General features: G+C 70.2%; 22 protein-coding genes and 2 tRNA genes. 17 read left to right on the top strand and 7 right to left on the bottom strand.

Features of this window, described 5'->3' with window-relative positions:
• The first annotated feature begins 3 nt into the window (after positions 1-3).
• From OHS18_RS37055 to OHS18_RS37080, 5 genes are all read left to right on the top strand, one after another.
• Positions 4-2,097 carry an ATP-dependent DNA helicase UvrD2 gene (locus OHS18_RS37055; RefSeq protein WP_328613893.1) on the top strand — a complete coding sequence of 698 codons (2,094 nt, stop codon included), beginning with the start codon at positions 4-6 and terminating at the stop codon, positions 2,095-2,097.
• A 220-nt stretch (positions 2,098-2,317) separates the two neighbouring features.
• Positions 2,318-2,578: a hypothetical protein gene (locus OHS18_RS37060; RefSeq protein ID WP_328444613.1), complete on the top strand. Its 261-nt coding sequence runs from the start codon at positions 2,318-2,320 to the stop codon at positions 2,576-2,578.
• A 151-nt stretch (positions 2,579-2,729) separates the two neighbouring features.
• The gene (locus tag OHS18_RS37065; protein ID WP_328444611.1) at positions 2,730-3,083 is read left to right on the top strand and encodes a WhiB family transcriptional regulator; all 354 of its coding nucleotides are present in this window, start codon (positions 2,730-2,732) and stop codon (positions 3,081-3,083) included.
• 578 nt (positions 3,084-3,661) lie between these two features.
• Entirely contained in the window at positions 3,662-4,534 is an 873-nt protein-coding gene (locus OHS18_RS37075; protein WP_328613895.1) for a class I SAM-dependent methyltransferase, read from the top strand.
• On the top strand, positions 4,531-4,716 hold the full coding sequence (locus OHS18_RS37080) for a hypothetical protein (RefSeq protein WP_328613896.1): 186 nt from the start codon (positions 4,531-4,533) through the stop codon (positions 4,714-4,716). The genes OHS18_RS37075 and OHS18_RS37080 overlap by 4 nt, the downstream gene beginning before the upstream one ends.
• Positions 4,717-5,551: 835 nt before the next feature.
• Here the strand turns inward: OHS18_RS37080 and OHS18_RS37085 are convergent.
• The 3 genes from OHS18_RS37085 to OHS18_RS37095 form a co-directional block, all read right to left on the bottom strand.
• Positions 5,552-6,439: a hypothetical protein gene (locus OHS18_RS37085; protein ID WP_328613897.1), complete on the bottom strand. Its 888-nt coding sequence runs from the start codon at positions 6,437-6,439 to the stop codon at positions 5,552-5,554.
• Positions 6,440-6,601: 162 nt separating this feature from the next.
• Positions 6,602-7,942 (bottom strand): ABC1 kinase family protein, encoded by a 1,341-nt coding sequence (locus OHS18_RS37090; protein ID WP_328444601.1) that lies wholly within the window; start codon positions 7,940-7,942, stop codon positions 6,602-6,604.
• Positions 7,943-8,002: 60 nt separating this feature from the next.
• Complete coding sequence (locus OHS18_RS37095; protein ID WP_328613898.1) at positions 8,003-9,049, bottom strand: hypothetical protein; 1,047 nt, start codon at positions 9,047-9,049, stop codon at positions 8,003-8,005.
• 230 nt (positions 9,050-9,279) lie between these two features.
• Here OHS18_RS37095 and OHS18_RS37100 point away from each other — a divergent pair, with 230 nt between their 5' ends.
• The gene (locus OHS18_RS37100) at positions 9,280-9,789 is read left to right on the top strand and encodes a M48 metallopeptidase family protein (protein ID WP_328613899.1); all 510 of its coding nucleotides are present in this window, start codon (positions 9,280-9,282) and stop codon (positions 9,787-9,789) included.
• A gap of 356 nt (positions 9,790-10,145) precedes the next feature.
• Here the strand turns inward: OHS18_RS37100 and OHS18_RS37105 are convergent, their stop codons facing one another.
• Positions 10,146-11,510, bottom strand: a complete 1,365-nt coding sequence (locus OHS18_RS37105) for a zinc-dependent metalloprotease (RefSeq protein WP_328444595.1) — start codon at positions 11,508-11,510, stop codon at positions 10,146-10,148.
• A 191-nt stretch (positions 11,511-11,701) separates the two neighbouring features.
• On the opposite strand from OHS18_RS37105, the gene OHS18_RS37110 reads away from it, so the two are divergent.
• Entirely contained in the window at positions 11,702-12,727 is a 1,026-nt protein-coding gene (locus tag OHS18_RS37110; RefSeq protein ID WP_442874511.1) for a YlbL family protein, read from the top strand.
• Positions 12,728-12,749: 22 nt separating this feature from the next.
• Here the strand turns inward: OHS18_RS37110 and OHS18_RS37115 are convergent, their stop codons facing one another.
• Positions 12,750-13,301 (bottom strand): PPA1309 family protein, encoded by a 552-nt coding sequence (locus OHS18_RS37115; protein ID WP_328444591.1) that lies wholly within the window; start codon positions 13,299-13,301, stop codon positions 12,750-12,752.
• A gap of 149 nt (positions 13,302-13,450) precedes the next feature.
• On the opposite strand from OHS18_RS37115, the gene OHS18_RS37120 reads away from it, so the two are divergent.
• Together OHS18_RS37120 and OHS18_RS37125 are read left to right on the top strand one after the other, a co-directional pair.
• Positions 13,451-16,435 carry a UPF0182 family protein gene (locus tag OHS18_RS37120; RefSeq protein ID WP_328613900.1) on the top strand — a complete coding sequence of 995 codons (2,985 nt, stop codon included), beginning with the start codon at positions 13,451-13,453 and terminating at the stop codon, positions 16,433-16,435.
• A 67-nt stretch (positions 16,436-16,502) separates the two neighbouring features.
• Positions 16,503-16,576: transfer RNA gene (locus tag OHS18_RS37125), tRNA-Met, on the top strand.
• Between the two features lie 132 nt (positions 16,577-16,708).
• Here OHS18_RS37125 and OHS18_RS37130 read toward each other — a convergent pair.
• Positions 16,709-18,130 carry an FAD-dependent monooxygenase gene (locus tag OHS18_RS37130; protein ID WP_328613901.1) on the bottom strand — a complete coding sequence of 474 codons (1,422 nt, stop codon included), beginning with the start codon at positions 18,128-18,130 and terminating at the stop codon, positions 16,709-16,711.
• 92 nt (positions 18,131-18,222) lie between these two features.
• Here OHS18_RS37130 and OHS18_RS37135 point away from each other — a divergent pair, with 92 nt between their 5' ends.
• The 8 genes from OHS18_RS37135 (at position 18,223) to OHS18_RS37170 (ending at position 24,166) form a co-directional block, all read left to right on the top strand.
• Positions 18,223-18,801 (top strand): TetR/AcrR family transcriptional regulator C-terminal domain-containing protein, encoded by a 579-nt coding sequence (locus tag OHS18_RS37135; RefSeq protein ID WP_328613902.1) that lies wholly within the window; start codon positions 18,223-18,225, stop codon positions 18,799-18,801.
• 79 nt (positions 18,802-18,880) lie between these two features.
• Positions 18,881-18,957 (top strand) — tRNA-Met (locus tag OHS18_RS37140).
• A gap of 379 nt (positions 18,958-19,336) precedes the next feature.
• On the top strand, positions 19,337-19,837 hold the full coding sequence (locus tag OHS18_RS37145) for a PadR family transcriptional regulator (RefSeq protein ID WP_328444583.1): 501 nt from the start codon (positions 19,337-19,339) through the stop codon (positions 19,835-19,837).
• A 63-nt stretch (positions 19,838-19,900) separates the two neighbouring features.
• Positions 19,901-21,004 (top strand): peptide chain release factor 2, encoded by a 1,104-nt coding sequence (gene prfB / locus OHS18_RS37150; RefSeq protein WP_247061274.1) that lies wholly within the window; start codon positions 19,901-19,903, stop codon positions 21,002-21,004.
• A 111-nt stretch (positions 21,005-21,115) separates the two neighbouring features.
• A complete protein-coding gene (ftsE, locus tag OHS18_RS37155) occupies positions 21,116-21,805 on the top strand; it encodes a cell division ATP-binding protein FtsE (RefSeq protein ID WP_247061275.1) in 690 nt (229 codons plus the stop codon).
• Positions 21,806-21,850: 45 nt separating this feature from the next.
• Complete coding sequence (gene ftsX, locus OHS18_RS37160; protein WP_328444579.1) at positions 21,851-22,744, top strand: permease-like cell division protein FtsX; 894 nt, start codon at positions 21,851-21,853, stop codon at positions 22,742-22,744.
• A 46-nt stretch (positions 22,745-22,790) separates the two neighbouring features.
• A complete protein-coding gene (gene smpB, locus OHS18_RS37165) occupies positions 22,791-23,273 on the top strand; it encodes an SsrA-binding protein SmpB (protein ID WP_247061279.1) in 483 nt (160 codons plus the stop codon).
• Positions 23,270-24,166, top strand: a complete 897-nt coding sequence (locus tag OHS18_RS37170; RefSeq protein WP_328444577.1) for an amidohydrolase family protein — start codon at positions 23,270-23,272, stop codon at positions 24,164-24,166. Before smpB ends, OHS18_RS37170 begins: the two co-directional genes overlap by 4 nt.
• Here the strand turns inward: OHS18_RS37170 and OHS18_RS37175 are convergent.
• Positions 24,156-25,490: an acyltransferase family protein gene (locus tag OHS18_RS37175; protein ID WP_328613903.1), complete on the bottom strand. Its 1,335-nt coding sequence runs from the start codon at positions 25,488-25,490 to the stop codon at positions 24,156-24,158. The genes OHS18_RS37170 and OHS18_RS37175 overlap by 11 nt on opposite strands.
• Positions 25,491-25,510: the final 20 nt, after the last annotated feature.

Genomic DNA, 25,510 nt, shown 5'->3' on the forward strand with positions numbered 1-25,510 from the left:
AGGATGCGGGACGTGACTGGCGTACTTTCCCCGAAGAGCCGCACCCGTCTGCTCGATGGTCTCGACCCCGAGCAGCGCGCCGCCGCCAGTGCCCCGAGGGGGCCGGTCTGCGTCCTGGCCGGCGCCGGCACGGGCAAGACCCGCACGATCACCCACCGCATCGCCCACCTCGTCATGTCCGGGCACGTTTCCGCTGGTCAGGTGCTCGCCGTCACGTTCACGACGCGTGCCGCGGGGGAGATGCGCGCCCGGCTGCGCGGCCTCGGCGTCGACGCCGCGCAGGCCCTGACGTTCCACGCCGCCGCCCGCCGTCAGCTGCGTTACTTCTGGCCGCGCGTGGTCGGTGGCCAGCCGTGGGACCTGCTCGAGAACAAGTTCCGCTACGTCGGCCAGGCCGCGACCCGGGCCAAGCTCGGCACCGAGATCGAGATCCTGCGTGACCTGGCGAGCGAGATCGAGTGGGCGAAGGCGTCGCTGATCACCCCGGACGACTACCCGGCCGTCACCGCGCGCGCCCAGCGGGACATCCCCGCCCCGGCCGCGCAGGTCGCCGAGGTCTACCGCAACTACGAAGAGCTGAAGAACGCCGCGCAGGTCCTCGACTTCGACGACCTGCTGCTGCACACGACGGCGGTGCTCGAGGAGCACGGCGTCGTCGCCGAGGAGTTCCGCGACCGCTACCGCTGCTTCGTCGTCGACGAGTACCAGGACGTCACACCGCTGCAGCAGCGCCTGCTCGACGCGTGGCTCGGCGGGCGTGACGACCTGACGGTGGTCGGCGACGCCAACCAGACCATCTACTCCTTCGGTGGCGCGTCGCCGCGGTCGCTGCTGGAGTTCACGCGGCGCTTCCCGGAGGCGACCGTCGTCCGGCTCGAACGCGACTACCGCTCCACGCCCGAGGTCGTCTCGCTGGCGAACCAGGTGATCGGCGCCGCCCGCGGCCGGCCGGCCGGCTCGCGGCTCAAGCTGATCGGCCAGCGCCCGCCGGGCCCGCAGCCGCGCTTCGCCGAGTTCGACGACGAGCAGGTCGAGGCCGGCGCCGTCGCGCGGCGCGTGCGCGAGCTGCTCGACGGCGGCGTCGCGGCGAGCGAGATCGCGGTGCTCTACCGCGTCAACGCCCAGTCCGAGGCCTACGAGTCGGCGCTGGCCGAGGCCGGCATCCCGTACCTGGTCCGCGGCGGCGAGCGGTTCTTCAACCGGCCCGAGGTCCGGCAGGCGATGTCCGCGCTGCGGACCGCGAGCGGCGACGGCAGCTCCGACCTGGTCACGACCGTGCGCTCGGTGCTCGCCCGCGTCGGCCTCACCGAGTCGCCGCCCGCCGGTGGCGCGGCCAAGGAGCGGTGGGACGCGCTGCTGGCGATCGTCGAGCTGGCCGAGGAGCTCGCCGCGACGGTGGCCGACGCGGATGTGCCGCGCTTCAACACCGAGCTGGAGCAGCGCGCGGCGGCGCAGCACCCGCCGACGGTCGAGGGCGTGACGCTCGCGTCGCTGCACGCGGCGAAGGGGCTGGAGTGGGACGCCGTGTTCCTCGTCGGCCTCGCCGAGGGCACGATGCCGATCCTGCACGCCGACGGCGACGAGGCGGCGATCGAGGAGGAGCGCCGGCTGTTCTACGTCGGCGTCACCCGGGCCCGCGAGCACCTGTGGCTGTCGTGGGCGCTCGCCCGCACGCCGGGCGCGCGCCGCAACCGCCGTCGCAGCCGCTTCCTCTACGGCCTGATCCCCGAGGACCACCCGGCCGCCCGGGCCGCGCGGTCGCAGCAGAAGCCGGCCGCGCCGGTGAAGACACGGTGCCGGGTGTGCGGCGGGCCGCTGCTGGAAACCCTCGAGGTCAAGCTCGGCCGCTGCGGGCGCTGCCCGTCGTCGGTGGACGAGAACCTGTTGGAGCGGTTGAAGTCCTGGCGCGCCGACCGCGCCCGCGAGCTGAAGGTGCCGCCGTTCGTCGTGTTCACCGACGCGACGTTGATGGCCGTCGCCGAGCAGCGCCCGGTCGACGAGTCGGCATTGGTGTCGATCTCCGGGATCGGCGCGACGAAGCTCGAGCGCTTCGGCACCGAGATCCTCGGCGTCGTTCGCGCGTCGACGGGGTCCTGATGAGGTCTTGACCGCGTCGGGACCATGATCCACGCGGCGAACCCGCTGCTCAGGGGCGATCTTCGTATCTTCGAGGATTTTCCCCGTAATTAAGTTGCCCCGGTGTGGTGGGGGGCAATAACCTGCCAGTACCGAGCCCGAAGGGCTCGGCTGGGGATCCACGTGAAGTGCCGCTCCGCGGCCGCGTGTGCAGAGTACAGACGAAGGAGGTGCCGGTGAAATGACCATCAACCTGACGCTCACGAACCCGGGCACCCGTCTGTCCTGCGCCGCGGAAGTCGCGGCTGCACAGCGCCCGGGCACCGGTGTGCCCGTGAGCGCGCACGAGATCCGTGGCACGCGTCGCGTCATGCGGGGCTGGACCACCGGCGATGTCGTCGTCTTCGGGACCGAGGGCGTTCTCGCCGCGTACCCGCAGGCCGATCTGCCGACCATCAAGCAGTTCCGTGTTCCGTTGTCGATACGGGAGCGAAGTTCCTGACCCAGTCAGGACACTGAGGCTCACGAAGGCCGCGGAACCGGAAAACCCGGATCCGCGGCCTTCGTGTTTTTGGCTGCACAACCCAAGAGGAACAGCATTGCCCAGCTCCACGCCCAAAACCGAATCCCGTACGACACCAGGAGGAACTCACATGTCTTCGGCCATCGCCTACACCGCGGGTGAGGCAATATTCGCCGACCTGCTCGACCCCGTCACCGTCCCGGACGTGGCTCTGCCCTGCCGCTCGGGCGACGCGGACCTCTGGTTCGCCGAGTCCCCGGCCGAGCTCGAGCGCGCCAAGGCGTCCTGCGCCGACTGCCCGGTTCGCGAGGCCTGCCTGGCCGGCGCGCTGGCCCGGCGTGAGCCGTGGGGCGTCTGGGGTGGCGAGATCTTCGAGCGCGGTGTCGTGATCGCGCGGAAGCGGCCCCGTGGCCGGCCGCGCAAGAACGCCACCGTCGAGCCCGCCGTCGCCAAGAGCGGCGAGCACCGGAGCGCCGCGGCATGAGCGTCGAACCGATCACCACGAGGGACCACGAAGCGCGCAAACGCGTGCACCTGCAGTTGACGAAGACCGAGATCGAGGAGATCAGCGAGATGTTGCTTTACGAAGAATTGTCCAGGGCCCGAATACGGGATCTGGAGGAAGGGGTCCGCGCCCAGCGGGCCCGGGGTAGCGCCCGTGCCGTCCGCCGATGGAGCCGCGTAGCCCGATGGGCGGCTCAGCGAGCGGAGCGGTACGAGAACCAGAGCTGAGCGAAGGCCCCTGCCGCCACGACGGCGGCAGGGGCCTGCGCGCTGTATTTGCGCTGTTCAGGCGGGTTTCGCGTGGTTGTGCCGGCCGGGTCTGGTGCCGGTTTGCCGTCGCCGGCCTTCGACGACCTCGCCGCACCCTCATTGCGCTCTCACCGGTGACGACTTGCGTTCGCCAGTCGTCACCGGTGAGAGCGGGTCGGGGCTCTGATCGGTGGGGAGACACGATTCCCCGCCCCCGCCCCCGCCCCCGCCCCCGCCCCCCGCCCCGTCTGGTTGGTGTCTGGTTGTTCGCGCGCGCCTTTCTGCCGGGTGGCGGTGTTGAATGGGGTGATGTCCGCACACACCCACGACGACATCGACTGGGCGGACCGCCTCGCCCAGCTGCGCATGGCCGACACCCTCGACGCCGAAGCACTCGCGCCCGTCGCGCGGCGCCTCCTTTCCGGAGCGGCTGATCGGCCGACCGTGGTCGACGTCGGATGTGGGGCCGGTGGGATGAGCGTGCACTTCGCGCGTGAGCTCGCCCGCGGCGCCGGGGGCACCGTCGTGCTGCTCGACGCCACACCCACGCTGCTCGCCGAAGCGCAGCGGGCTGTCGGCGCGGTCGCCGGCGAGAGCGTCGAAGTGGTCACCGTGCACGGTGACCTCGCCGGTCCCCGGCTGGCCGACCGGGTGCCCGCCGCCGACCTCGTGTGGGCGTCCGGGGTGGTGCACCACGTCGGCGATCAGCAGGCCGCGCTGCGGACCTTGGCCGGGTTGCTGCGGCCGGGCGCGGTGCTCGCCATTTCCGAAGGCGGGCTCGAAATGCGTTGCCTCCCTTGGGATCTCGGGATCGGACGGCCCGGCTTGGAGCATCGGCTGCTCGCCGCGCGGGCCGAGTGGTTCGCCGCGATGCGGGCCGGCATCGCGGGCAGTGTCGCCATGCCCTACGGCTGGCCGTGCGCGCTTCGCGAGGCCGGGCTCGAGGACGTCGAGTCGTTCGGCGCGCTCATCGACCACCCGATGCCCGGCTCGGACCTGTTGCGCGAGTACGTGGTGCACCGCATCGGCTGGCTCGGCGAGTCGACGAGCGATCGTCTCGACGCCGACGACCGCGCGACGATCGCCGCCCTCACCGACCCGGCCGGCCCGGACTTCCTCGGCGACCGTCCGGATCTGTACCTGTTCGGCGCCAAGGCAATCCACAGTGGACGGTCGCGATGAGCGCCCCGGAACCGGTCGGGTGCACGCGCTGCGGGCGCACCCGCGGCGCCGACGACGACCCGGCTACGGTGCTCGCCTGGGTGTCCACCCGCGAGCGCGGCACGCTGCGATGGTTGTGCCCGGACTGCGCGCGGCAGCACGTGCGCGACATCGAGGGCAAGCTGCCGGACGAATACTGGTGATCACGACGCTCCTTCGCGGTAGTAGGGGTGTCGGGCGGTTCAGCAGGGCAGGCTCGACGCCTGGCCGAGCCGCGTGGCGGACGAATGGGCTGGCCATCCTGGCAGGCTCACACCGCGCCGCCCCCGGCTAGAGGCAGTGCGCGGACTCGGGCTTGCGGTTCCGCAAGCGGTGCTCTCGGCGGGCTTATGTCGCCGCCGGTCGTGGGCTGGAGCTGGGCTCGGACCTGGGGTGCGGTTCGGGCGGGCGGTGCGGACGCCTTGACGGGCTCATCTTGTCGCCGATCGAGGGCTGGAACAGGACGCGGACTCTGGGTGCGGTTCCGCGAGCAGCGCGGACGCTTTGGCGGCTTATGTCGTCGCCGGTCGAGGGTTGGAGCTGGGCTCGGACCTGGGGTGCGGTTCGGGCGGGCGGTGCGGACGCCTTGACGGGCTCATGTCGCTGTCGGGTCATGGGCTGGAGCAGGCTCGGACTTGAGGTGCAGGTCGGGCGGGCGGTGCGGACGCCTTGAACGGGCTCATGTCGTCGCCGATCGAGGGCTGGAGCTGGGCGTGGACTCGGGCTTGCGGGTTCCCTCAGGCGGTGCGGATGCTCTCGTCGGTTTCATGTCGCCGTCGGTCGAGGGCTGAGCAGGCTCGGGCTTGGGAGTGGAGTTCGCGCGGGGCGAGTGCATGCGTTCGGCTTGCTCAAGTTGCACCGCCGATCAAGGGCCGGGGCGGAGCGTGGGTTCGGGAGTGCGGTTCCCTGAGCCGCTCGTGCCGGGTCGTCTGTTGAGGGTTGGAGCGGTGCTGGGGTTCGAAGGCGGGTTGCCGAGCGCCGCAAATGCCCTTGGCCGGCTCATGCTGCGTCGCCGATCGGGGGCGTGGTCAGGGCCCGGACTCGGGGGCGGGGTGTCCGGGATGCCTCGCCGTAGGCCTGGACCAGCTCCTTCGCCACGTCGCGGGGGACCTGGCGTAGCTGGCGGACCGTGCAGCGGACCAGGATGATTCCCGTGGCCGCCAGGGCCAGGTGGGTGAAGCCGCCCGGGGAGCTGGGGCCGCAGCGGTACTGCCAGGCCAGGCCGATCTCGTCCCACCACGCGTCGGCCTCGCCGATGCGGCGGCCGCGGCGGTCGCAGATCGTGACGTCCCAGTTCGGCGGTGGGAGCAGGGCCGTGTCCAGGACTCGCGCCGCCAGGCCGTGCGCGCGGATCGGGCCTTCGTCGAGTCGGCGCAGGACCTTCCGGACCGCCGACGAGCCGCGCTGCGGACCCGCCTCGAGTTCGGCCAGGAGCTGCTGCCGGTCGCACAGCCCCCAGTAGAGCGGCAGGGTCAGCAGCTGCCGGATCCGTGCCGGGTCGGGTTCGGCACGCGCCAGGTCCAGGGCCGCGCGGGCCGGTGGGGCGAACGGCAGGCCGTCCACCAGCACCGGATCCGGCAGCCGGGACGTCCGGGTCGCGTGGATCCCCGCCTTCGCCGCGACGCGGCAGTAGTCGGGCACCAGCAGCTCGATCTCGCCGGCCGCGGGGCACTTCACGCCGTGGGCCCGCAGGGCGTCGGCGCCGCTGATCACCACCTTCGACCCGTACCGCACGATCGCGGCGTGCAGCAGGTGCTGCCGCGTCGGCGCGGTGTTGCGCAGCAGGACGACACCGGGGTGCAGGCGGCGCCACGGCCCGCCGGGGCCGCAGAGCCGCCGGGTTCTTCGATCGGACACCCCGGCCCTGCGTAGCTGTTCGAGGTTCATCACCTCGCACGTGTCGGGGTTACCGAGGGCGAGAGGATCAATGCGATGCGTAGCGGTCATGGATCGAGCATGAACGCTCCTCCAACCGGGTGGAACCCCGCTTCCCGCAGCTGTGGACAACTCGCCGGAATCCGCCCGTTCGCGGCCCGGCCTGTGGACAACTCAGCCGGCGAAACCGGGCTGCCAGCGCTCCACGATGCCCCGCGCCGGGATCTCCGCGTCGAGCTGGCAGAGGATGCCCGTCGAGCCCGCCGTGACGCGGTGGATCATCAGGTACTCGGGCGGCAGGTTGAGGGAACGGCCGACCCGGAAGTCGTTGCCGCGGCTGTCGCCGACCCGCCCCGCCTGCCGCTGCATCCACTTGCGCGTGAAGTGGAACGTCGGCTCGGCCAGCGGCTCGGTGAACGGCGCCAGGTAGCCGAGCACCTCGTCCGCGGTCAAGTCGCTGTCCGGCCGGATGAACCGGTTCTCGCGCAGCAAGCGCATCAGCTCGGCGGACTCGCCGTCGAGGGCCAGCCGGGTCATCTCGCCCAGGTGGCGGGGGATGCCCTCGGGCAGCCGCGCCACGCCGCCGAAGTCGATGACGCACAGCCTGTCGTCCGGGGTGATCATGAAGTTGCCCGGGTGCGGGTCCGAGTGCAGCAGGTGGACGCGCTCGGGCGACGAGTAGTGGAACTCCGCCAGCAGCCGGCCGGCCAGGTTCCGCGTCTCGCGGTCGCCGTCGGCGATCACCTTCGACAGCGGCGTGCCGGTGACCCACTCCGTCACGACGACCTTCGGCGCGCTGGCGACGACGCGCGGCACCAGGATGCCGGGGTCGCCGTCGAACGCCTTCGCGAAGGCCCGCTGGTGCTGGGCCTCGGACTGGTAGTCGAGCTCCTCGTTCATCCGCGCGGCGAGCTCGGCCAGCAGGGGTTTGACCTCGGTGCCGGGCACGAACGCCTGGAACAGCCTGCTGAACCGCTGCAGCTGCCGCAGGTCGCTGCGCAGCGCCTCGTCGGCCCCCGGGTACTGGACCTTGACCGCGACCTCGCGCCCGTCGTGCCAGACCGCGCGGTGCACCTGGCCGATGCTCGCGGCCGCCGCGGGCTCGTCGTCGAACGACGTGAACCGGCCGGCCCAGCTGCGGCCCAGCTGCTCGGCGAGGACCCGGTGGGTCTGCCGGGCCGCCATCGGCGGCGCCGCGGCCTGCAGCTTCGTCAGCGCTTCGCGGTAGGGCTTCGCCATGTCGTCCGGCACCGCAGCCTCGAACACGCTCAGCGCCTGGCCGAACTTCATGGCCCCGCCCTTGAGCGTGCCGAGCACCTCGAACAGCTGCTCCGCGGCCTTGGCCGAGAGCGTCGCGTTCACCTGCTCCGCGCTCTGGCCGGCCAGCCGCTTGCCCCAGCCGGTGACGGCCCGCCCGGCCATCCCGAGCGGGAGGCTGGCGAGCTTGGCGGTGCGGGCCGCACCCTTGCTCGGCATCGCGGTGTCACGATCGGCGGCGTCGCGGAAGTCGGTCACCCCGTCGATTCTGCCTTGCGCACGCGGCCGGGCGCAGCCTGCTCGTGACGTCTTAGTGGTCTACGTCTCCTGGGGCGGCGCGGGTGGACCACATCCGCACCGCGGATGCGGTGGCCAGCCGCGGTGGCGGATGCGGCCGTCGAAGGCGTCGAACTCGAGGGTCGCGTTCCACGCCGGCGGCGCCAGCTCGGCGGGGGAGAGCAGCCGCATGGCCTGGGCGACGGCCAGGGACGCGCACGCCTGGACCGCGCCGAGGTCGGGCCGCTGGTGCCGGCCGGCGAGCTGGCCGGCGACCCGCGGCCAGCACGGGTCGAGGTCGGTCCGGTGCAGGTCGGCGCAGCGCAGGCACGAACTCCGGCCCGGCACCACCAGCGGCCCGACGATGCCGGTCCCGTCGCGCACGCGGACCGCCAGGTGGGGAACGCCGTCCTCCATCAGCTCCGCGACGACCTCGGGCGCGGGCACGATGGCGTCGGTGAGCAGCACCAGGTCGGGGTACCGGTCGTGGAGCCGGGTGACGCGGACCCGCGGGTCGACCCGGCGGAGCAGGTCGGCGAGGGCGTGGCGCCGGGGACGGCCCAGATCCGCCTCGGTGAAGCCGGAGCCGAGGTCGTGTTCGGCCACCGTGCCGGGCAGCCGCGGCTCGACGTGCCCGATCCCGGCGTTGGCCAGCAGGATCGCCACGGCGACCGCCAGCCGGCCGTCGCCGTGCACCGAGATCGCCGTCGTGCGCCGCCGGTCGGTCAGCGCGGCCTGGTGGTGACGGGCTCGCAGCGACCACAGACCCGACTCGCCGCGAAGCGCGGCGCGATCGGCCGAGCCGGCCTCGGTGACCAGGCCGAGGGCGGTCAGCTGGAGCAGGAGGGCGCGCAGCTGATCACGGTGTTCGCTCTCGGCGAGCAGAACCCGCTCGACGGGCGCCTGGCCGTCGAGCAGCCGCAACCGCGTGACGAGGTTCGGAGGCAGGCCTTCGATGGCCACGCCGTGACGCGGATCGAGGCCGATCTGGATCTCGCCGGGGCCGCGTTCCAGCACGGTCAGGCCCGGGAGCAGGGCGGGAAAGGCCGGCAGCAGCACCGGTGGCATGTCCGCGGGGGAGAGCAGCATGTCCGCAGAATCGCACCCGCCGGCGACCCGCAGACGTCCGAACGACCCGGAAGCGCCGAGTTATCCACAGGTGGGAGTAGTTGTGGACAACTCGCGTCTGTGACCTTAAGGCGCTCGGAGTTGTCGGTGGGTGGCCTTACCGTTGTCGAGTGGTCGAAGCACGGATGCCCTCGCTGAGGGGTCGAGGGGAAGACAACCCCTCATCGGACACACCCGAACACAAGGTCGAAGTGCGGCGCAGCCAGCGCCGGCACCGGACGGTCACCGCGTACTGGAACGACGACACGCTCGTCGTGCTCATCCCGGCGCGGATGACGAGGGCGGAGGAGAAACACTGGGTCGCCGAGATGGAGCGCAAGCTGCAGCGCTCGGAACCACGTCGGCCGGCGTCCCCGAAGGCGTCGGACGAAGCCCTGCTGACGCGCTGCGCGCAGCTGTCGGGAAAGTACCTGGGCGGCACCGCGGTACCGGCGAGCGTCCGCTGGGTGCCGCCGATGCGCACGCGGTGGGCGTCCTGCACACCGGTCGACGCGACCATCCGGGTCAGCGACCGGCTGCGGAAGGTCCCGCCGTGGGTCCTGGACTACGTCCTGGTGCACGAGCTGGCGCACCTGCGCGAGCCCGGGCACGACGCGGCGTTCTGGGCGTTGGTGCAGCGGTACCCGAAAGCGGAGCGCGCGATGGGGTATCTCGAAGGACTGTCGGCGGCCGCCGGGTGGGGGATCTCCACCGAGGACTGACCGGGTGACGGTTTCGGACGGAACCGGGGTGATCCGCTGGTGCGGGTCACCCCGGTTGCGTTTGAGGGCGCGGGCTGGCGAACTCGTGAAGGGTCGGTTCCCGCGCCTGGAGGGTCGGCCGGCGTGCTTGGGTGATCGGCTCGCGTACCTGAGTGGACGACACGCGTACCTGGATGGACGACACGCGTACCTGGAGGGTCGGTTCGCGTGCCTGGACGGACGACACGCGTACCTGGAGGGTCGGTTCGCGTGCCTGGAGGGTCGACTCGCGTGATTGGGGGGTCGACACGGTGGGTGGGCGGGGGGACGGGAACGGGCGCCTCGCGGTGGCGGGGCGCCCGGTCCAGGGGTGAAGCTCAGCTTTTGGTGTCGTCCGGGGTGTCGTCGCCGGTCGGGGGGTCCGCTTTCTCCCGCTCTTCGCGCTCCGTGCGCTCCAGCTCGGCCATCGGGTCCAGGTCGTCCGCCGTGCCGCTCCGGCCGACTCGCGCCGAGAAGTCCAGGGGCTCGTCGAGGTCCTCGGCCGTCGGCATCAGGTCCGGGTGGGACCACAGGGCGTCGCGCTTCTCGATGCCGTGCTGCTCGCCCACCATGTTCCACAGCGTCGACGCCGCTCGCATGCGGCGGGGGCGCAGTTCCAGGCCGACCAAGGTCGCGAACGTCTGCTCGGCGGGGCCACCCGTCGCGCGGCGGCGGCGCAGGGTCTCGCGCAGCGCGTCCGCACCCGGGAGTCGGTCGCCGACCGCTTCGGCCACGACGACGTCGACCCAGCCTTCGACCAGGGCGAGCAACGTCTCCAGGCGGTTCAGCGCGCCCTTCTGCTCCTCCGTCGTCTGCGGCTCCAGCAGCCCGGACGACATGGCCTCTTCGATGCTCGCCGGGTTCGACGGGTCGATCTGGCCGGCCAGGGACTCCAGCGCCGACGTGTCGACCGAGATCCCGTGGGCGAACTCCTCGACCGTCGCCAGCAGCCGCTGACGCAGCCACGGCACGTGCGTGAAGAGCCGTTGGTGCGCCGCTTCGCGGGCGGCCAGGAACACGAGGATCTCGCTGTTCGGCAGCTCCAGACCCTCGGCGAACTTCTCGATGTTCGCCGGCAGCAGCGCCGACGTCCCGGGGGGCGCCAGCGGCAGGCCGATCTCGGACGACGTCAGCATCTCCGACGCGAGCTGCGCCAGCGCGCTGCCGAGCTGGGAGCCGAAGGCCATCCCGCCCATCTGCCCCATCATCTGCATCAGCGGGCCGGCGGCCTGCTTGGCCTCTTCCGGCAGCGCCTCCATCCAGGCACCCGAGATCCGCTGGGCGACCGGGTCGCAGAGCCGCTGCCACGTCGGGAGCGTCTTCTCCACCCAGGTGCGCGGCGACCAGGCGACCGTCGACGTCGCGCCCGCGGGCAGGAACGTCGCCGGGTCGAGCCACATCTCGGCGAGGTGGGCCGCGTCACGCACGGCGGCGTTCGAGTCGTCACCGCCGGAGAAACCGAGCCGGCTCTCGCCGGTGTTGCCGGCGCTGCCCAGGTTCTGCAGGGCGATCTGCTTGGCGAGATCGTAGTTCACCGGCCCGCTGGAAGTGCCGGCCTGACTGAGCATCTGGCCCAGTTGGCTCAGCATCTGACCGAGCTGGTTGAAGGCCTCGGCGCCGGACTGCTGCCCGCCCTCCGAGGGGTCGTTCTCACCTCGTTTGTCGGGATCGGAAGGTCCGAAGCCGAACGGGGGTTTGCTCATGGGTCCACCGTACGCGGGTCGGGCGCCCCGGAGCGCGTCAACCGGACCCATGTGCGTGGCCTTCACCGAGAAGCGAACACGGTCACCGTACGCTGTCGGGCGTGACCAAGTCCTCCGAGGAGAGCACCGAGACCGCCCCCGCGACGACCCCGCCGGAAACTCCGCCGGAGCGGACCGGCGAGGCCCGGCGGATGACCCGCCGAGGCTGGACGCTCGTGGTCAGCGGCTCGCTGTTCCTGGTGTTCGTGGTGCTCGGTTCGGTCGTGCCGGTGCCGTTCGTGGCGATCAGCCCGGGCCCGACCTACGACACGCTCGGTCGCGACGCCGCGGGCAACCCGGTCATCCAGGTCGCCGGTCACAGCACCTTCCAGACCACCGGCGAGCTGCGGATGACGACCGTCTCCCTGCACGACGGCGTCACCCTGTTCCAGGGCCTCGGCTTCTGGGCGAGCGGCCGGTACGCGCTGGCGCCGCGCGAGGAGTACTTCAAGCCCGGCGAGACCAACGAGCAGGTCAAGCAGGAGAACATCCAGCAGCTGCAGGACTCGCAGACCAACGCCCAGGTCGCCGCGCTGCGCAAGCTCGGCTACCCGGTCAAGGTGCTGGCGAAGGAGATCGTCTCCGGCAGCCCCGCCGACCACGTGCTGGCCCCCGGCGACAAGCTGATCACGGTCAACAACAAGAAGATCGTCGAGGCCGGGGACGTGCGGGCCGCGCTGGCCGGCACCCTGCCCGGCCAGACCGTGCAGATCACCTTCCAGTCCGACGGCCAGCCGGAGCGGACCGTGCCGCTCACCCTCGCTTCGCGTCCCGACCGCAAGGAGGGCTTCATCGGCCTCACCGCGGTCGACCGGGCCGACGCGCCGTTCAACGTGACCATCTCGCTGCAGGACGTCGGCGGCCCGTCGGCCGGGCTGATGTTCACCCTCGCGATCATCGACCGGCTCCAGCCCGGCGACCTGGCCGGCGGGCGGCACATCGCCGGCACCGGCGAGATCACCGAGACGGGTGAGGTCGACCCGATCGGCGGGATCTCGTTCAAGGTCGTCGGCGCCCGCGAGGCCGGGGCCACCGACTTCCTCGTGCCCGAGCACAACTGCGCCGAGGCCAAGACCACGGCGCCGTCGGGGCTGAACCTCATCAAGGTGTCCACACTGGACGACGCGCTCGCCCAGCTGGCCAACCTCAAGGCGGGACGGCCGACCGCGTCGTGCTGAGCGGCCGGGCACCCAGCGGCCGTCAGGGGATCAGCGTCGCCTTCAACGCCTCGATCAGATTCGGGGCCAGGTCGGGGCTTTCCACGATCTCGTCGATGCTCTCGTCGCCGTCTTCGGCCGTGCCGATCCCGCGCAGGCGCATGACGCACGAGCGGTCGCCCTCGCGCAGCACCGCGGCCACCAGCCGGGCCTCGGTCCGCTGGGGGTGGTCGGCGGCCGCGCGCCGCAGGCTCTCCGCGTCCGCCTCGGCGACGTCCGGCAGCTCCGACTCCGAGCCCGGCGGCAGCACGATGATCTCCTGCGCCAGCGCGCACCCGATGACCAGATCGGGCCAGGCGATCCGGCCCAGCGCCTCGGCGAGGTCGCCCTCGGGCAGGGCCTCCTGCGCCACCGGCGTCAGCGGGTTGGCCCGGTCCAGCTGCCCGGCCAGCTCCGGCTGCTCGTCCAGCAGCGCCGCCGTCGGCACCAGGGCGAACAGCTGCGGCGGCTGGTCCCAGCCGGCCGCGGCCATGAACTCCTCGATCTCACGGGCGAGTGCGGCGACACCGGGGACGGCCGGGTGCGGTTCGTTCATGCGCACATGGTCGCAGGCGCCCCCGTGCGACGGCGTCGCGAGTCCGGTTTGGGCGGGTCCCGGGAACTTCCCCCGGCATCCGTAGAGTTAGGTCACCAGGGGGCGCACGCGCCCCCGTGTAAGCATTCACGAAGACAGGAGCGTGTGCCGTGGCGACTCGGCCCCCGGTGAGCCTGCCGAAGCTGTCCCGGCGCAGCCGGATCCTCCTCATCATCGCCGCGGTGATCGTGCTCGCGTTGTTGCTGGGGGCCCGCCTGCTGGACACGTACGTCGACTGGCTGTGGTTCGGCGAGGTCGGCGCGCGATCGGTGTTCACCACCCAGCTGGTCACTCGCATCGTGCTCTTCTTCGCCGTCGGGTTGCTCGTCGGCGGAGCCCTCGCGATCAGCCTGATGATCGCCTACCGCAGCCGCCCGGTGTTCGTGCCGATCTCCGGCGCCGACGACCCGCTGGCGCGCTACCGCTCCGCGATCGTCGCCCGGATCCGCCTCTTCGGCATCGGCATCCCGGTGCTCACCGGCCTCATCGCCGGGCTGTCCGCCCAGGGCGACTGGCAGGTCGTGCAGCTGTTCCTCAACGGCACCTCGTTCGGCCAGACCGATCCCGAGTTCGGCAACGACGTCGGCTTCTACGCCTTCGACCTGCCGTTCTTCAACTGGCTGCTCGGCTGGCTGTTCATCACCGTCGTCATCTCCTTCTTCGGCGCGCTGATCTCGCACTACGTCTTCGGCGGCATCCGGCTCGCCGGCAAGGGCGGCCAGCTCGCCGGCCCGACCCGCGCGCAGCTCGCCATCACGGTCGGCCTCTTCGTGCTGCTGAAGGCCGCGGAGTACTTCTTCGACCGGTACAACCTGCTGTTGTCCGACCGGGGCGCGCCGCTGTTCATCGGCGCCACCTACACCGACCTGAACGCGGTCCTGCCCGCCAAGCTGATCCTGCTGTGCATCTCGGTGATCTGCGCGATCGCGTTCTTCGCCGGCGCGTTCCTGCGCAACCTGCAGCTGCCGGCCATCGCGCTCGTGCTGCTGATCCTGTCGAGCATCCTGGTCGGCGTCGCCTGGCCCGCCATCCTCGACCAGTTCTCGGTGAAGCCGAACGCGAACGAGAAGGAAGCGACGTCCATCCAGCGCAACATGGACGCCACCCGCAAGGCGTTCGGCCTGACCGACGTCCAGTACCAGCAGTACACCGGCAAGTCCGACGCGACCGCGGCCCAGGTCAACGCCGACACCGGGACGATGTCGAACATCCGGCTGCTCGACCCGAACGTCCTCTCCGACACGTTCACCCAGCGCGTCGGCCGCGAAAACTTCTACGGTTTCCCGGCCAAGCTCGACATCGACCGCTACACCGTCGGCGGCACCACGCAGGACTACATCGTCGCGGCCAAGGAGATCAAGACCGAGGGCCTGACCGGCAACCAGACCAGCTGGATCAACAAGCACCTCGTCTACACCCACGGCAACGGCTTCGTCGCCGCGCCGGCCAACACGATCGACCGCGCGGTCAAGGACGCCAACTCCGACGGCGGCTACCCGATCGCCACCACCAGCGACACCCAGAACCCGACCGGCGCCGGTGCCAACGGCGGCGCCCCCGGCATCGAGGTCAAGCAGCCCCGCATCTACTACGGCGAGCTGTCCGCCGCAGACTCCGACTACGCCATCGTCGGCGGCACCTCGGGCAACGCGCCCGGCGAGTACGACACCGCCACCGACCGCTACACCTACAACGGCACCGGCGGCGTCCCGATCGACAACTGGTTCAACCGCCTGGCCTTCGCCGCCGAGTACGGCGAACGGAACATCCTGTTCTCCGACGCCATCGGCGACAACTCGAAGATCATGTACAACCGCGACCCGCGCGATCGCGTCAGCAAGGTCGCGCCGTGGCTGACCCTCGACGGCGACCCGTACCCCGCGGTCGTCGACGGCAAGATCCAGTGGATCATCGACGGCTACACCACCATCAACAACTTCCCGTACTCGCAGCAGACGCAGCTCGGCGCGGCCACGAACGACTCCCTCAACGGCGTCGCGCGCCAGGGCAACAGCTCCATCAACTACATCCGGAACTCGGTCAAGGCCACGGTCGACGCCTTCAACGGCACCGTGAACCTGTATTCGATCGACGACAAGGAACCGGTCCTCAACGCCTGGGAGAAGGTCTTCCCCGGACTCGTGAAACCCAGCTCCGAGATCTCCCCGGACCTGCGATCCCACTTCCGGTACCCCGAAGACCTCTTCAAGATCCAGCGTGAGCTCCTGTCCCGCTACCACGTGAGCAACCCGCAGGAGTTCTACTCCCAGCAGGCCTTCTGGAGCGTCCCGCAGGACCCGACCGCCGAAGGCGGCGCCAACCCCGCCGCGGCCGGCGCCGCCAACCAGCCCGGTTACTACGTCCTCGCCGACACCCCGGGCCAGACCAAACCGACGTTCCAGCTGACCAGCTCCCTCACCGGCCTCCAACGCCAGTACCTCGCGTCCTGGATGTCGGTGTCCTCCGACCCGGTCGACTACGGCAAGATCCGCGTCCTCCAGCTGCCCAGCGCGGCCACCGGAGCCACCCAGGTCGACGGACCGGTCCAGGTCCAGAACCGGTTCCAGAGCGATCCACGCGTCGCGCAGGACCGGACCCTGTTCAACAACCCCAACGTCATCCCGATCTACGGCAACCTGATCACGCTGCCGGTCGCCGAAGGGTTCCTCTACGTCGAACCCGTCTACATCCGGCAGCGCAACCAGAACAGCTACCCGCAGCTGGCCCGCGTCCTTGTCTCCTACGGACCCAAGGTCGGCTACGGCGCCACCCTCCAGGAAGCTCTCGACCAGGTCTTCGGCACCGGAACGTCCACGACCACACCACCCCAGACCGGCCAGCCGACGACGACCACGCCGACCACACCGACCACGACACCGCCCAACACCGGCGGCGGCAACGCGGCCCTCGACAAGGCCGCCGCCGACATCGAAGCGGCCATCGTGAAACTCCAAGCCGCCCAGAAATCCGGCAACTTCGCCGACCAGGGAGCGGCCCTGGCCGCCCTCGACACGGCCGCGAAGGCCTACCAATCGGCCAAGGCACAACCGGCCACCACACCCAGCACCACCCCCACCAGCCAGCCCGGCGGGTGACGTCGATTACCTAAGTGACCCCTGCTTTGCGCCCCACGGAAACCAAGGCGTAAAGTAAGGGACACGACGCGGGGTGGAGCAGCTCGGTAGCTCGCTGGGCTCATAACCCAGAGGTCGCAGGTTCAAATCCTGTCCCCGCTACGGATGTAGGAGGCCTGTGCCGACGGAATGCGTCGGCCGGGCCTCCTTCGCATTCCCCCTGGGGGTCGGACCCCCAGACCCCCGCCAGGGGGGCTTCGCCGCCCCTGGACCCCCCTTCGTGTGGCTGGGTTCTCAGGTCAGCCAGCCCTTGGTCTTCCCAGTTGTGTTTGCTACGTGGCCGTCTGGGCGGATCAGGGCCCTTGTCAGGTCCGGCCAGGGGAGTTCGGGTACTGCTGCTACCTCTACGTCGGGGTGTGGGGGTTCTGTGGGGGTTGTGGTCAGCAGGACGAACTTTCCCTTGTGGAACCAGTCGCTTGCGTGGCCCGTCCTGGTTTTGAAGTCCGGTAGGCGGGTTCCTGTTGCCGGGTGGGCGTTCTGGGGGGCCTTGTAGCTGATGCTCAGGCCTGATACCAAGCCTGACAAGTAATGCTGGGCTTCCGGGAGTTCGGACATCGCCCGGAAGACTGTTCGCAGCGCCAAAAGCTCGGGGGTCGCGGGGATCAGCGCCGACTGGGCCGCTACGTTTTGTACTACTGCCTCCGCCACCGGGCGGCGTTCCTGTTCGTAGGAGTCCAGCAGGTTCGTCGGGGCCTTGCTTTTCAGCTGTGCGGCCAGTTTCCAGCCCAGGTTCATGGCGTCCTGGACACCCAGGTTGAGACCCTGGCCTCCTGCCGGGAAATGCGTGTGGGCTGCGTCGCCCGCCAGGAGAACCCGGCCTACTCGGTACTTCGCGGCCAGCCTCGAGTCGTCTCCGAAACGGGAAGCCCAGCGGATCTCTTCGACCTTCGTCTCCGCGCCGTACGTCTTGGTGATCACGTCGCGGACTTCTCCGTCCGTCACTTCCGCTCGGAGGTTCGCCGGGCGGTTCAGGCGGTCTCCGTAGGCCAGGCGGTACAGGTTCGGTTCCGACAGCGGGATCAGGCCCGTGTACTTGCCGACGCCGTCCGCGGTGACGATGTTGCGCATCGAGCGCCACTCGCTCTGGGCGCCTGGTGGGGTTGCCGCGAACCGGACGTCCGCCACCACTCCGTGGCCTCGGCCGTCGATACCCTCGAACGGCAGCCGCAGTGCTTTGCGGACGGCGCTTCGGCCGCCGTCGCAGCCCACCAGGTACGCCGCTCGGATCGTCGTGGTGGTCGTGGTGACCGTGACGCCTTCGGCGTCCTGGGTGAAGCTCGTCAGCTCCTGGCCTCTGAGGACCTTCGTGCCCTGCTCGGCCAGGCGCTCCTCCAGCGCCGCCTCCACTTGGGCCTGAGGGATGCCCAGCTGGTACGGGTGGCGCGTGTCCCACCCGGCGTAACTCACCGGGAGCATCGCGAAATGGCCCTCCGCGACCGTCGCGAACGACCGCTGCTCCGCCCGGCCCAGCAGGCCGCGCAGGTCCAGGACCTCCGCGGTGCGTGGCTGGAGGTTCAAGGCCTTCGACAGGCCGGTGCGCTCCGCCAGGCGCTCCAGCACCACGACGTCCACCCCGGCCAGGGCCAGCTCGTTCGCCAGCATCAGCCCGGTCGGCCCCGCCCCGGCGACGACCACCTCCGCCGTCAGCTCGTCCATGAAATCCCCTTAACAACGTTAAATTGACGTGTCCCGAGGATGCCCTTAACATCGTTAAACTGTCAAGCCGGGAAGCTGAGGAGACCGCGAACATGGCCCTGACCAGGCGGGACATCGCCCGCGCCGGGCTGAAGCTGCTCAACGAGGTCGGCCTGAACGGGCTCACGCTGCGGCTCATCGCCGCCGATCTCGGCGTCAAGGCGCCGGCGCTCTACTGGCACCTGAAGAGCAAGCAGGAGCTGCTCGACGAGATGGCGACCCAGATGTACGCCGACGCGGACCGGGAGCCGCCGGAGCCGCTGGGGGAGTGGGAGACCGTCGCCTACCGCGCCCGGGCGCTGCGCCGGATGATGCTGGGCTACCGCGACGGCGGGAAGGTCTTCGCCGGGACCTACCTCGGCGACCTGGGCCTGGTCGGGGAGCACCCGTTCCGCCGGAGCGTCGACGCCGGCCTGGACCGGCGGCGGGCCGACCAGGTGCTCTTCACGGTCTACAGCTTCGTCGTCGGCTTCACCATCGAAGAGCAGGCCGTCTACCCGGTGCCGGGGCAGCTGGACGAGCGCTACCGCGGGGCGCCGGGCGGCGCGGTGCTCACGGACGTCGACGCGCGGTTCGACGACGGCCTGGAGATCGTCCTCGGTGGGGCCCGGGGCTGGCTCGAGACGGGATAACCCCAGGTCAGCGAGTTTCGGTACCCCCCGTGTAAAGGCCTTGGCGACCCCGTGTAATCTTTCTCAAGTACCACAACGGCGCGGGGTGGAGCAGCTCGGTAGCTCGCTGGGCTCATAACCCAGAGGTCGCAGGTTCAAATCCTGTCCCCGCTACCACCAAGAGGCGCGTTCTCGGGAAACCGGGAACGCGCCTCTTTTGTCATGTTCGTACGACTTTCGCCGCCGACTTTTCCGCGAAACTGTCGAATGACTGCGGATTCCGTCGGATGAAGCCGGGTTTCGCGTGGTTGCGGTGCGTGTCCACAGTGGGCCAACTGAGGACGGTCGTCCGCCGAACTCACCTGCCTGGTGGTTGTCAGGGCCGTCCGCATGCGGCTGGTCGGACCAATGTGTGGCCACCGTGGTTGCGCTGCGTGTCCGGGGTCCACTGTGGACCAGAGCGGATTGGGCCGAACGAGGGGATCTCACTAGCCACAATGGACAGATCTGCTGACCACTGTGGACACAGGCGCCGATAAGTGGGAATGTAGAGGGCGTGTCCGAATTGAATGCAACAGCCGCCGCCCTGCTCGGTCTGCTCCACGACGGTCCCGCCACCGGCGGGCAGCTCGTCGCGGGCGCCGGTGAGCGCTTCGGTGCCTTCTTCAGCGTCACCCGCAGCCAGGTGTACCGGGAGCTCCCGGCGCTGTCCAAGGAAGGTCTCGTCCGGCTCGGCAAGCAGGGTCCGCGCTCCAGCCAGCAGTACCTGATCACCGCCGCCGGCAAGAAGGCCTTCAAGGCCTGGCTGACGTCCGAGGCCGGTCCCGACCACCTGCGCAGCCCGCTCATCCTGCGGCTCGTGCACGCCGGGTCGTTGACCGCGAAGCAGCGCGGGTCGCTGCTCGAGTCGGCGCGCACCAGCTACGGCCAGCAGCTCGACGACGCGAAGACGGCCACCAAGTCGGCCGAAGGGCCCTACGAAAAGGCCGTCGCCGAGTTCGCCCAGGCGCAGGCCAAGGCCGCGCTGAAGCTGCTCGACGCCATCCCGTCGGCCTGACGTTCACGCGCCCACGACCGGTGCTCGCGACCGGTCGTGGGTTTTGCCGTAACCTCGACAAACGTGAGTGATGAGTTCGACGCGGCGTTGAAGGACCTGACCGGCAAGCTGACGCAGATCGAGTCGGTGATGGACCTCGACGCGTTGCGCGCGCAGGTGGCCGACCTGGAGCAGCAGGCTTCGAGCCCCAACCTCTGGGACGACCCCGAAGCGGCGCAGAAGGTGACCAGCCAGCTCTCCCACCGGCAGAGCGAGCTGCGGCGGGTCAACGACCTGCGCCAGCGGCTCGACGACCTGGGCGTGCTGTACGAGCTCGCCGGTGACGAGGGTGACGCCGGCAGTATGGGCGAGGCCGAGGGTGAGCTGACCGAACTCGGCAAGGCCATCGACGGCCTCGAGGTCCGCACCCTGCTCTCCGGCGAGTACGACGACCGCAACGCCGTCGTCACCATCCGCTCCGAGGCCGGCGGCGTCGACGCCGCGGACTTCGCCGAGATGCTGCTTCGCATGTACATGCGCTGGGCCGAGCGGCACGGCTACCCGACCAACGTCTACGACATCTCCTACGCCGAAGAGGCGGGCATCAAGTCGGCGACGTTCACGGTGACCGCCCCCTACGTCTACGGCACCCTCTCGGTCGAGCAGGGCACCCACCGGCTCGTCCGGATCTCGCCGTTCGACAACCAGGGCCGCCGCCAGACGTCGTTCGCGCACGTCGAGGTGCTGCCCGAGGTCGAAGAGGTCGACCACGTCGACATCGCGGAGAAGGACATCCGCGTCGACGTCTACCGCTCGTCGGGCCCCGGCGGCCAGAGCGTCAACACGACCGACTCCGCGGTGCGCATCACGCACCTGCCGACCGGCATCGTCGTCTCCTGCCAGAACGAGAAGTCGCAGCTGCAGAACAAGGCCGCCGCGCTGAAGGTCCTCCAGGCCCGGCTGATGCTGCGGAAGAAGGAAGAAGAGCGCGCCGAGATGGACGCGCTCAAGGACGGCGGCTCCAGCTGGGGCAACCAGATGCGCTCCTACGTGCTGCACCCGTACCAGATGGTGAAGGACCTGCGGACCGAGTTCGAGGTCGGCAACCCGTCCGCGGTGCTCGACGGCGAGATCGACGGCTTCCTCGACGCCGGCATCCGCTGGCGGAAGCAGTCCGCTGCCGTTTAACGGTGCAAGGGGTGGTTGTGTGACCGCTCACCGTGCGCAAACGCCCCTTGCTCCACCCGGGTGGCACAGGCAACCGGGGCTTCACGAGACCGGTGGGTAGTATGCCGAATCGTGATCCGGCTCGAAGAGGTTTCCAAGGTCTACAAGACCTCGACGCGGCCCGCGCTCGAGCGGGTGTCCGTCGACATCGAAAAGGGTGAGTTCGTCTTCCTCATCGGTCCTTCGGGATCGGGGAAGTCGACCTTTCTCCGGCTCCTGCTGCGCGAAGAGACTCCCAGCAAGGGCCGCGTGGTGGTGTCCAACTTCGACGTCGCCAAGCTGGCCCGCCGCCGGGTCCCCCGCCTGCGGCAGACCATCGGCTGCGTCTTCCAGGACTTCCGCCTGCTGGCCAACAAGACCGTCGCGGAGAACGTCGCGTTCGCCCTCGAGGTCATCGGCAAGCCCGGCCCGACCATCAAGAAGGTCGTCCCCGAGGTGCTGGAGCTCGTCGGCCTCGACGGCAAGGCGGACCGGCTGCCCAACGAGCTCTCCGGTGGTGAGCAGCAGCGCGTCGCGATCGCGCGCGCGTTCGTGAACCGGCCGCTGGTGCTGCTCGCCGACGAACCGACCGGGAACCTGGACCCCGACACCAGCCAGGACATCATGCTGCTGCTGGAGCGGATCAACCGCACCGGCACGACCGTCCTGATGGCGACCCACGACCACGGCATCGTCGACTCCATGCGGCGCCGCGTCGTCGAGCTGCAGCTCGGCCGGGTGGTCCGCGACGACGCCCGCGGCGTCTACGGCATCGGCCGCTGACCGCCCACCCCCGCACGCCCCCGACCCCAAGGACCTGCACCCGACATGCGCGCCAGTTTCGTCTTCAGTGAGGTAATCACCGGCCTGCGCCGGAACATCACGATGACCATCGCGATGATGCTGACCACGGCCGTGTCGCTCGCCATGCTCGGCGGCGGCCTGCTGGCCGTGCGGACGATCGACAAGATGAAGTCCAACTTCCTCGCCGACGTCGAGGTTTCGGTCTACCTCACCGACGACATCAGCGCGAACGACAAGAACTGCACCCAGTCGCTCTGCGAGTCGCTGCGCTCGGACCTGCAGGGCAACGACGGCGTCGAGTCGGTCGTGTTCGAGAACCGTGACCAGGCCTTCGACCGCTTCAAGAAGATCTTCGAGAGCCAGCCCGAGCTGATCGCCCTCACCGGCCCCGAGTCGCTGCCCGCGTCACTGCACGTGAAGCTGAAGGACCCGGACCGCAGCGAGTCGATCGTGCAGGCCTACAGCACCAAGCCGGGCGTGCGGAAGGTCGACGACCAGAAGAAGTTCCTCGACCGCGTGTTCAACGCCTTCAACGGCGTCCGGAACATGGCCTTCGGCGCGGCGCTCATCATGGCCATCGCCGCCCTGCTGCTGATCGCCAACACGATCCAGGTGTCCGCGTTCACCCGGCGCACGGAGGTCGGCATCATGCGGCTCGTCGGCGCGACGCGGTGGTACACGCAGCTACCGTTCCTCCTGGAGGCGGTGGTCGCCGGCGCGGTCGGCGCGATCCTCGGGATCATCATGCTGATCATCACCAAGGCCGGCTTCCTGGACTCGGTGTTCACCGGCGACGTGTTCCCGAAGATCACCATGCTGGAACTGCTGTTCCCGGTCGCGCCGATCCTGCTCGGGGTGTCCGTGCTGATCTCCGCCCTCACCGGTTACGTGACGCTGCGGCTGTACGTCCGGCACTGACGTAAAGCAGCTGCTTGCCACCCGGAGAATCACGTAGAGTGGTCGTATGCCCAAGGAACTTGGCCAGAAGGTGATCGTGTCGAACCGCAAGGCGCGGCACGATTACTCCATCCTCGACACCTACGAGTGCGGTCTCGTGCTCGTCGGCACCGAGGTCAAGAGCCTGCGCGAGGGCAAGGCGTCGCTGGCCGACGCGTTCGCGACCGTCGACGACGGCGAAGTCTGGCTGCGCAACGTGCACATCCCGGAGTACACGCAGGGCACGTGGACCAACCACACCCCGCGACGGACCCGGAAGCTGCTGCTGCACCGCCGCGAGATCGAGAAGCTCATCGGTAAGACCAAGGAGAGCGGGCTCTCGCTGGTGCCGCTGTCGATGTACTTCAAGGACGGCAAGGTCAAGGTCGAAATCGCTCTGGCCAAGGGCAAGAAGGCCTACGACAAGCGGCAGACGCTGGCCAAGCGCGACGCGGAGCGGGACATCAGCAAGGCCATGGGCCGCGCCCTGAAGGGCCGGTTCACGGAGTGACGGCCGGGCCAGCCGACGACGCCGACGTCGCCCGCTGGACGTCGTCGCTGGGCTTGCCGGGCCTGGTCGACCTGCACGTCCACTTCCTGCCGAAACCGGTGATGGACAAGGTCTGGGCGTACTTCGACCGGGCCACGACGCACTACGGCACCGAGTGGCCGGTGCACTACCGCACCGACGAGCAGGACCGGATCGCCACCCTGAAGACGCTGGGAGTCCGGCGGTTCGCGCCGCTGGTCTACCCGCACAAACCGGGCATGGCGCAGTGGCTGACGGAGTGGGCGCTCGAGTTCGCGGCGCGGGTCCCGGACGCCGTGCCGACCGGCACGTTCTACCCGGAGCCGGGCGCGGGGTCCGGTGTGGACAGTGCGCTGCGTGCGGGTGCGAAGGTGTTCAAGGCGCACGTCCAGGTCGGTGCGTACGACCCGCGTGACGAGCACCTGACGCCGGTGTGGGGTTCGCTCGCCGACGCGGGTGTGCCCGTGGTCGTCCACTGTGGACACGGACCGTTGCGGGGCGACTTCACCGGGTTGCGGGTGTTCGAAGAGGTGCTGGCGCGCCATCCGCGGCTGACGGCGGTGCTCGCGCACTCGGCGATGCCGGAGTTCGGCGCCGCGTTCGACCTGCTCGCCAAGTACCCGCGGGTGCACCTCGACACCACGATGGTCGGAGTGCCGTTCGCCGAGGCGATGTCGCCGCTGCCGGCGGACTGGACGTCGCGGCTCGCGGACGTCGCCGACCGGGTGGTGCTGGGCACCGACTTCCCGAACATCCCGTACTCCTACGCGACACAGCTGCAGGCGATCGCCGGCTGGGCGGCCGACGATCGCCTGGGGGAGCCGTTCCTGCGGGCCGTCCTGCACGACACCCCGCTGCGGTTGCTCAACGCCTGACGGTGGCCCGTTCCGAGACGGTCACCGCGCGGCCCAGCAGCCGGGTGCCCAGGTCCGTCACCGGGATGTGCTTGCCCGCCAAGAGGAAGCCGGCCGTCGCGAGGAGCACCCACGGCACCGGGCCGTGCACGACGCCCTCCGACAGCGGGGCGAAACCGTGGGCGGCGAGGCCGAGCAGGCCACCGGACACCATCAGCCCGGCCACGATCAGCTGCGGCAGCTTCGCCGTCACCGCGAACGTGTCGCGCTGGATCTCGAAGTGGGCGAACAGCCGCAGCAGGCCCAGCAGGACCAGGCCGCACACCGCGAACCACGCGGGCGCCATGACCAGCCAGAGCAGCGTCCCCGGCGCCGGGGTCTCGTAACCGAGGCCGTACACCGTCACGCCCGCCACCACGATCAGCGCCGGCATGTGCCACAGGTAGACGCTCATGAACCGCGCGCCGAGCCAGCCGAGGACGTTCCCGATGCCGGGCCGCTCCGCGAGCGCGTTGAGCTGCGGGCGGAAGGCGAGCAGCAAGCCGATCTGGCCGACGGCGAGGAAAGCGAGCAGCACGGTCGGCGGGCTCATGTTCGACACCGGCGCACCCGGCATGCCGATCATGCTGGCCGGGTACGGGCCGAACGCCACCAGCAGCGCCGTGATGCCGAAGCCGGCGCCCGACAGTGCCAGCGCGCCGCGGCGGGTCAGCGAACCGAGGCGGCCTTCGACGTAGTGGAAGCCCAGCTGGTGCACCGCGACCCAGACGAAGATCGCGTTGGCGTAACCGATGTAGCCGAGGTCGTTGAAGCGCGCGACGTCGACGAGCACGCCGGCCACCCCCATCACCAGCGGCACCTTCAGGCCCCAGCGGCGGTGCGCGGCGACCATCACCGGCGTGAGCAGCACGACCAGGACGTACACCGCGAGGAACCACAGCAGTTGCGCGGCGATCGCACTGGCGACCTGCAACGGCTGCGGCGGGATGCCCAGCCCGCGCAGGAAGTCCGGCACGACCAGCCAGACGGCCAGCAGCGGCAGCACCGGCACCATCAGCCGCCGGATCCGCGCGGCGAGCCACGTGCGCGGCGACTCGGCGCGGCGCAGCGAGATGAGGTTGGCGGCGCCCCCGGCGAAGAAGACCAGCGGCATCACCTGCGACAGCCAGGTGACGACCCACCAGCCCGGCGTCGCCAGCGCGTTGCCGGTGGCGAGGTTGCCGTCGGAGTAGGAGAGCACCGGCATGACCCAGTGCTGGGCGATGACGGCGAGGATGGCCCCCGCCCGGACGACGTCGAGGAACCTGTCCCGGCCGCCTCGCGCGACCCCCTGGCTTGTCTGCATGCGGTAGAGCCTGGTCGCTT

It is taken from the genome of Amycolatopsis sp. NBC_00355, from assembly GCF_036104975.1.
Taxonomy (GTDB): Bacteria; Actinomycetota; Actinomycetes; order Mycobacteriales; family Pseudonocardiaceae; genus Amycolatopsis.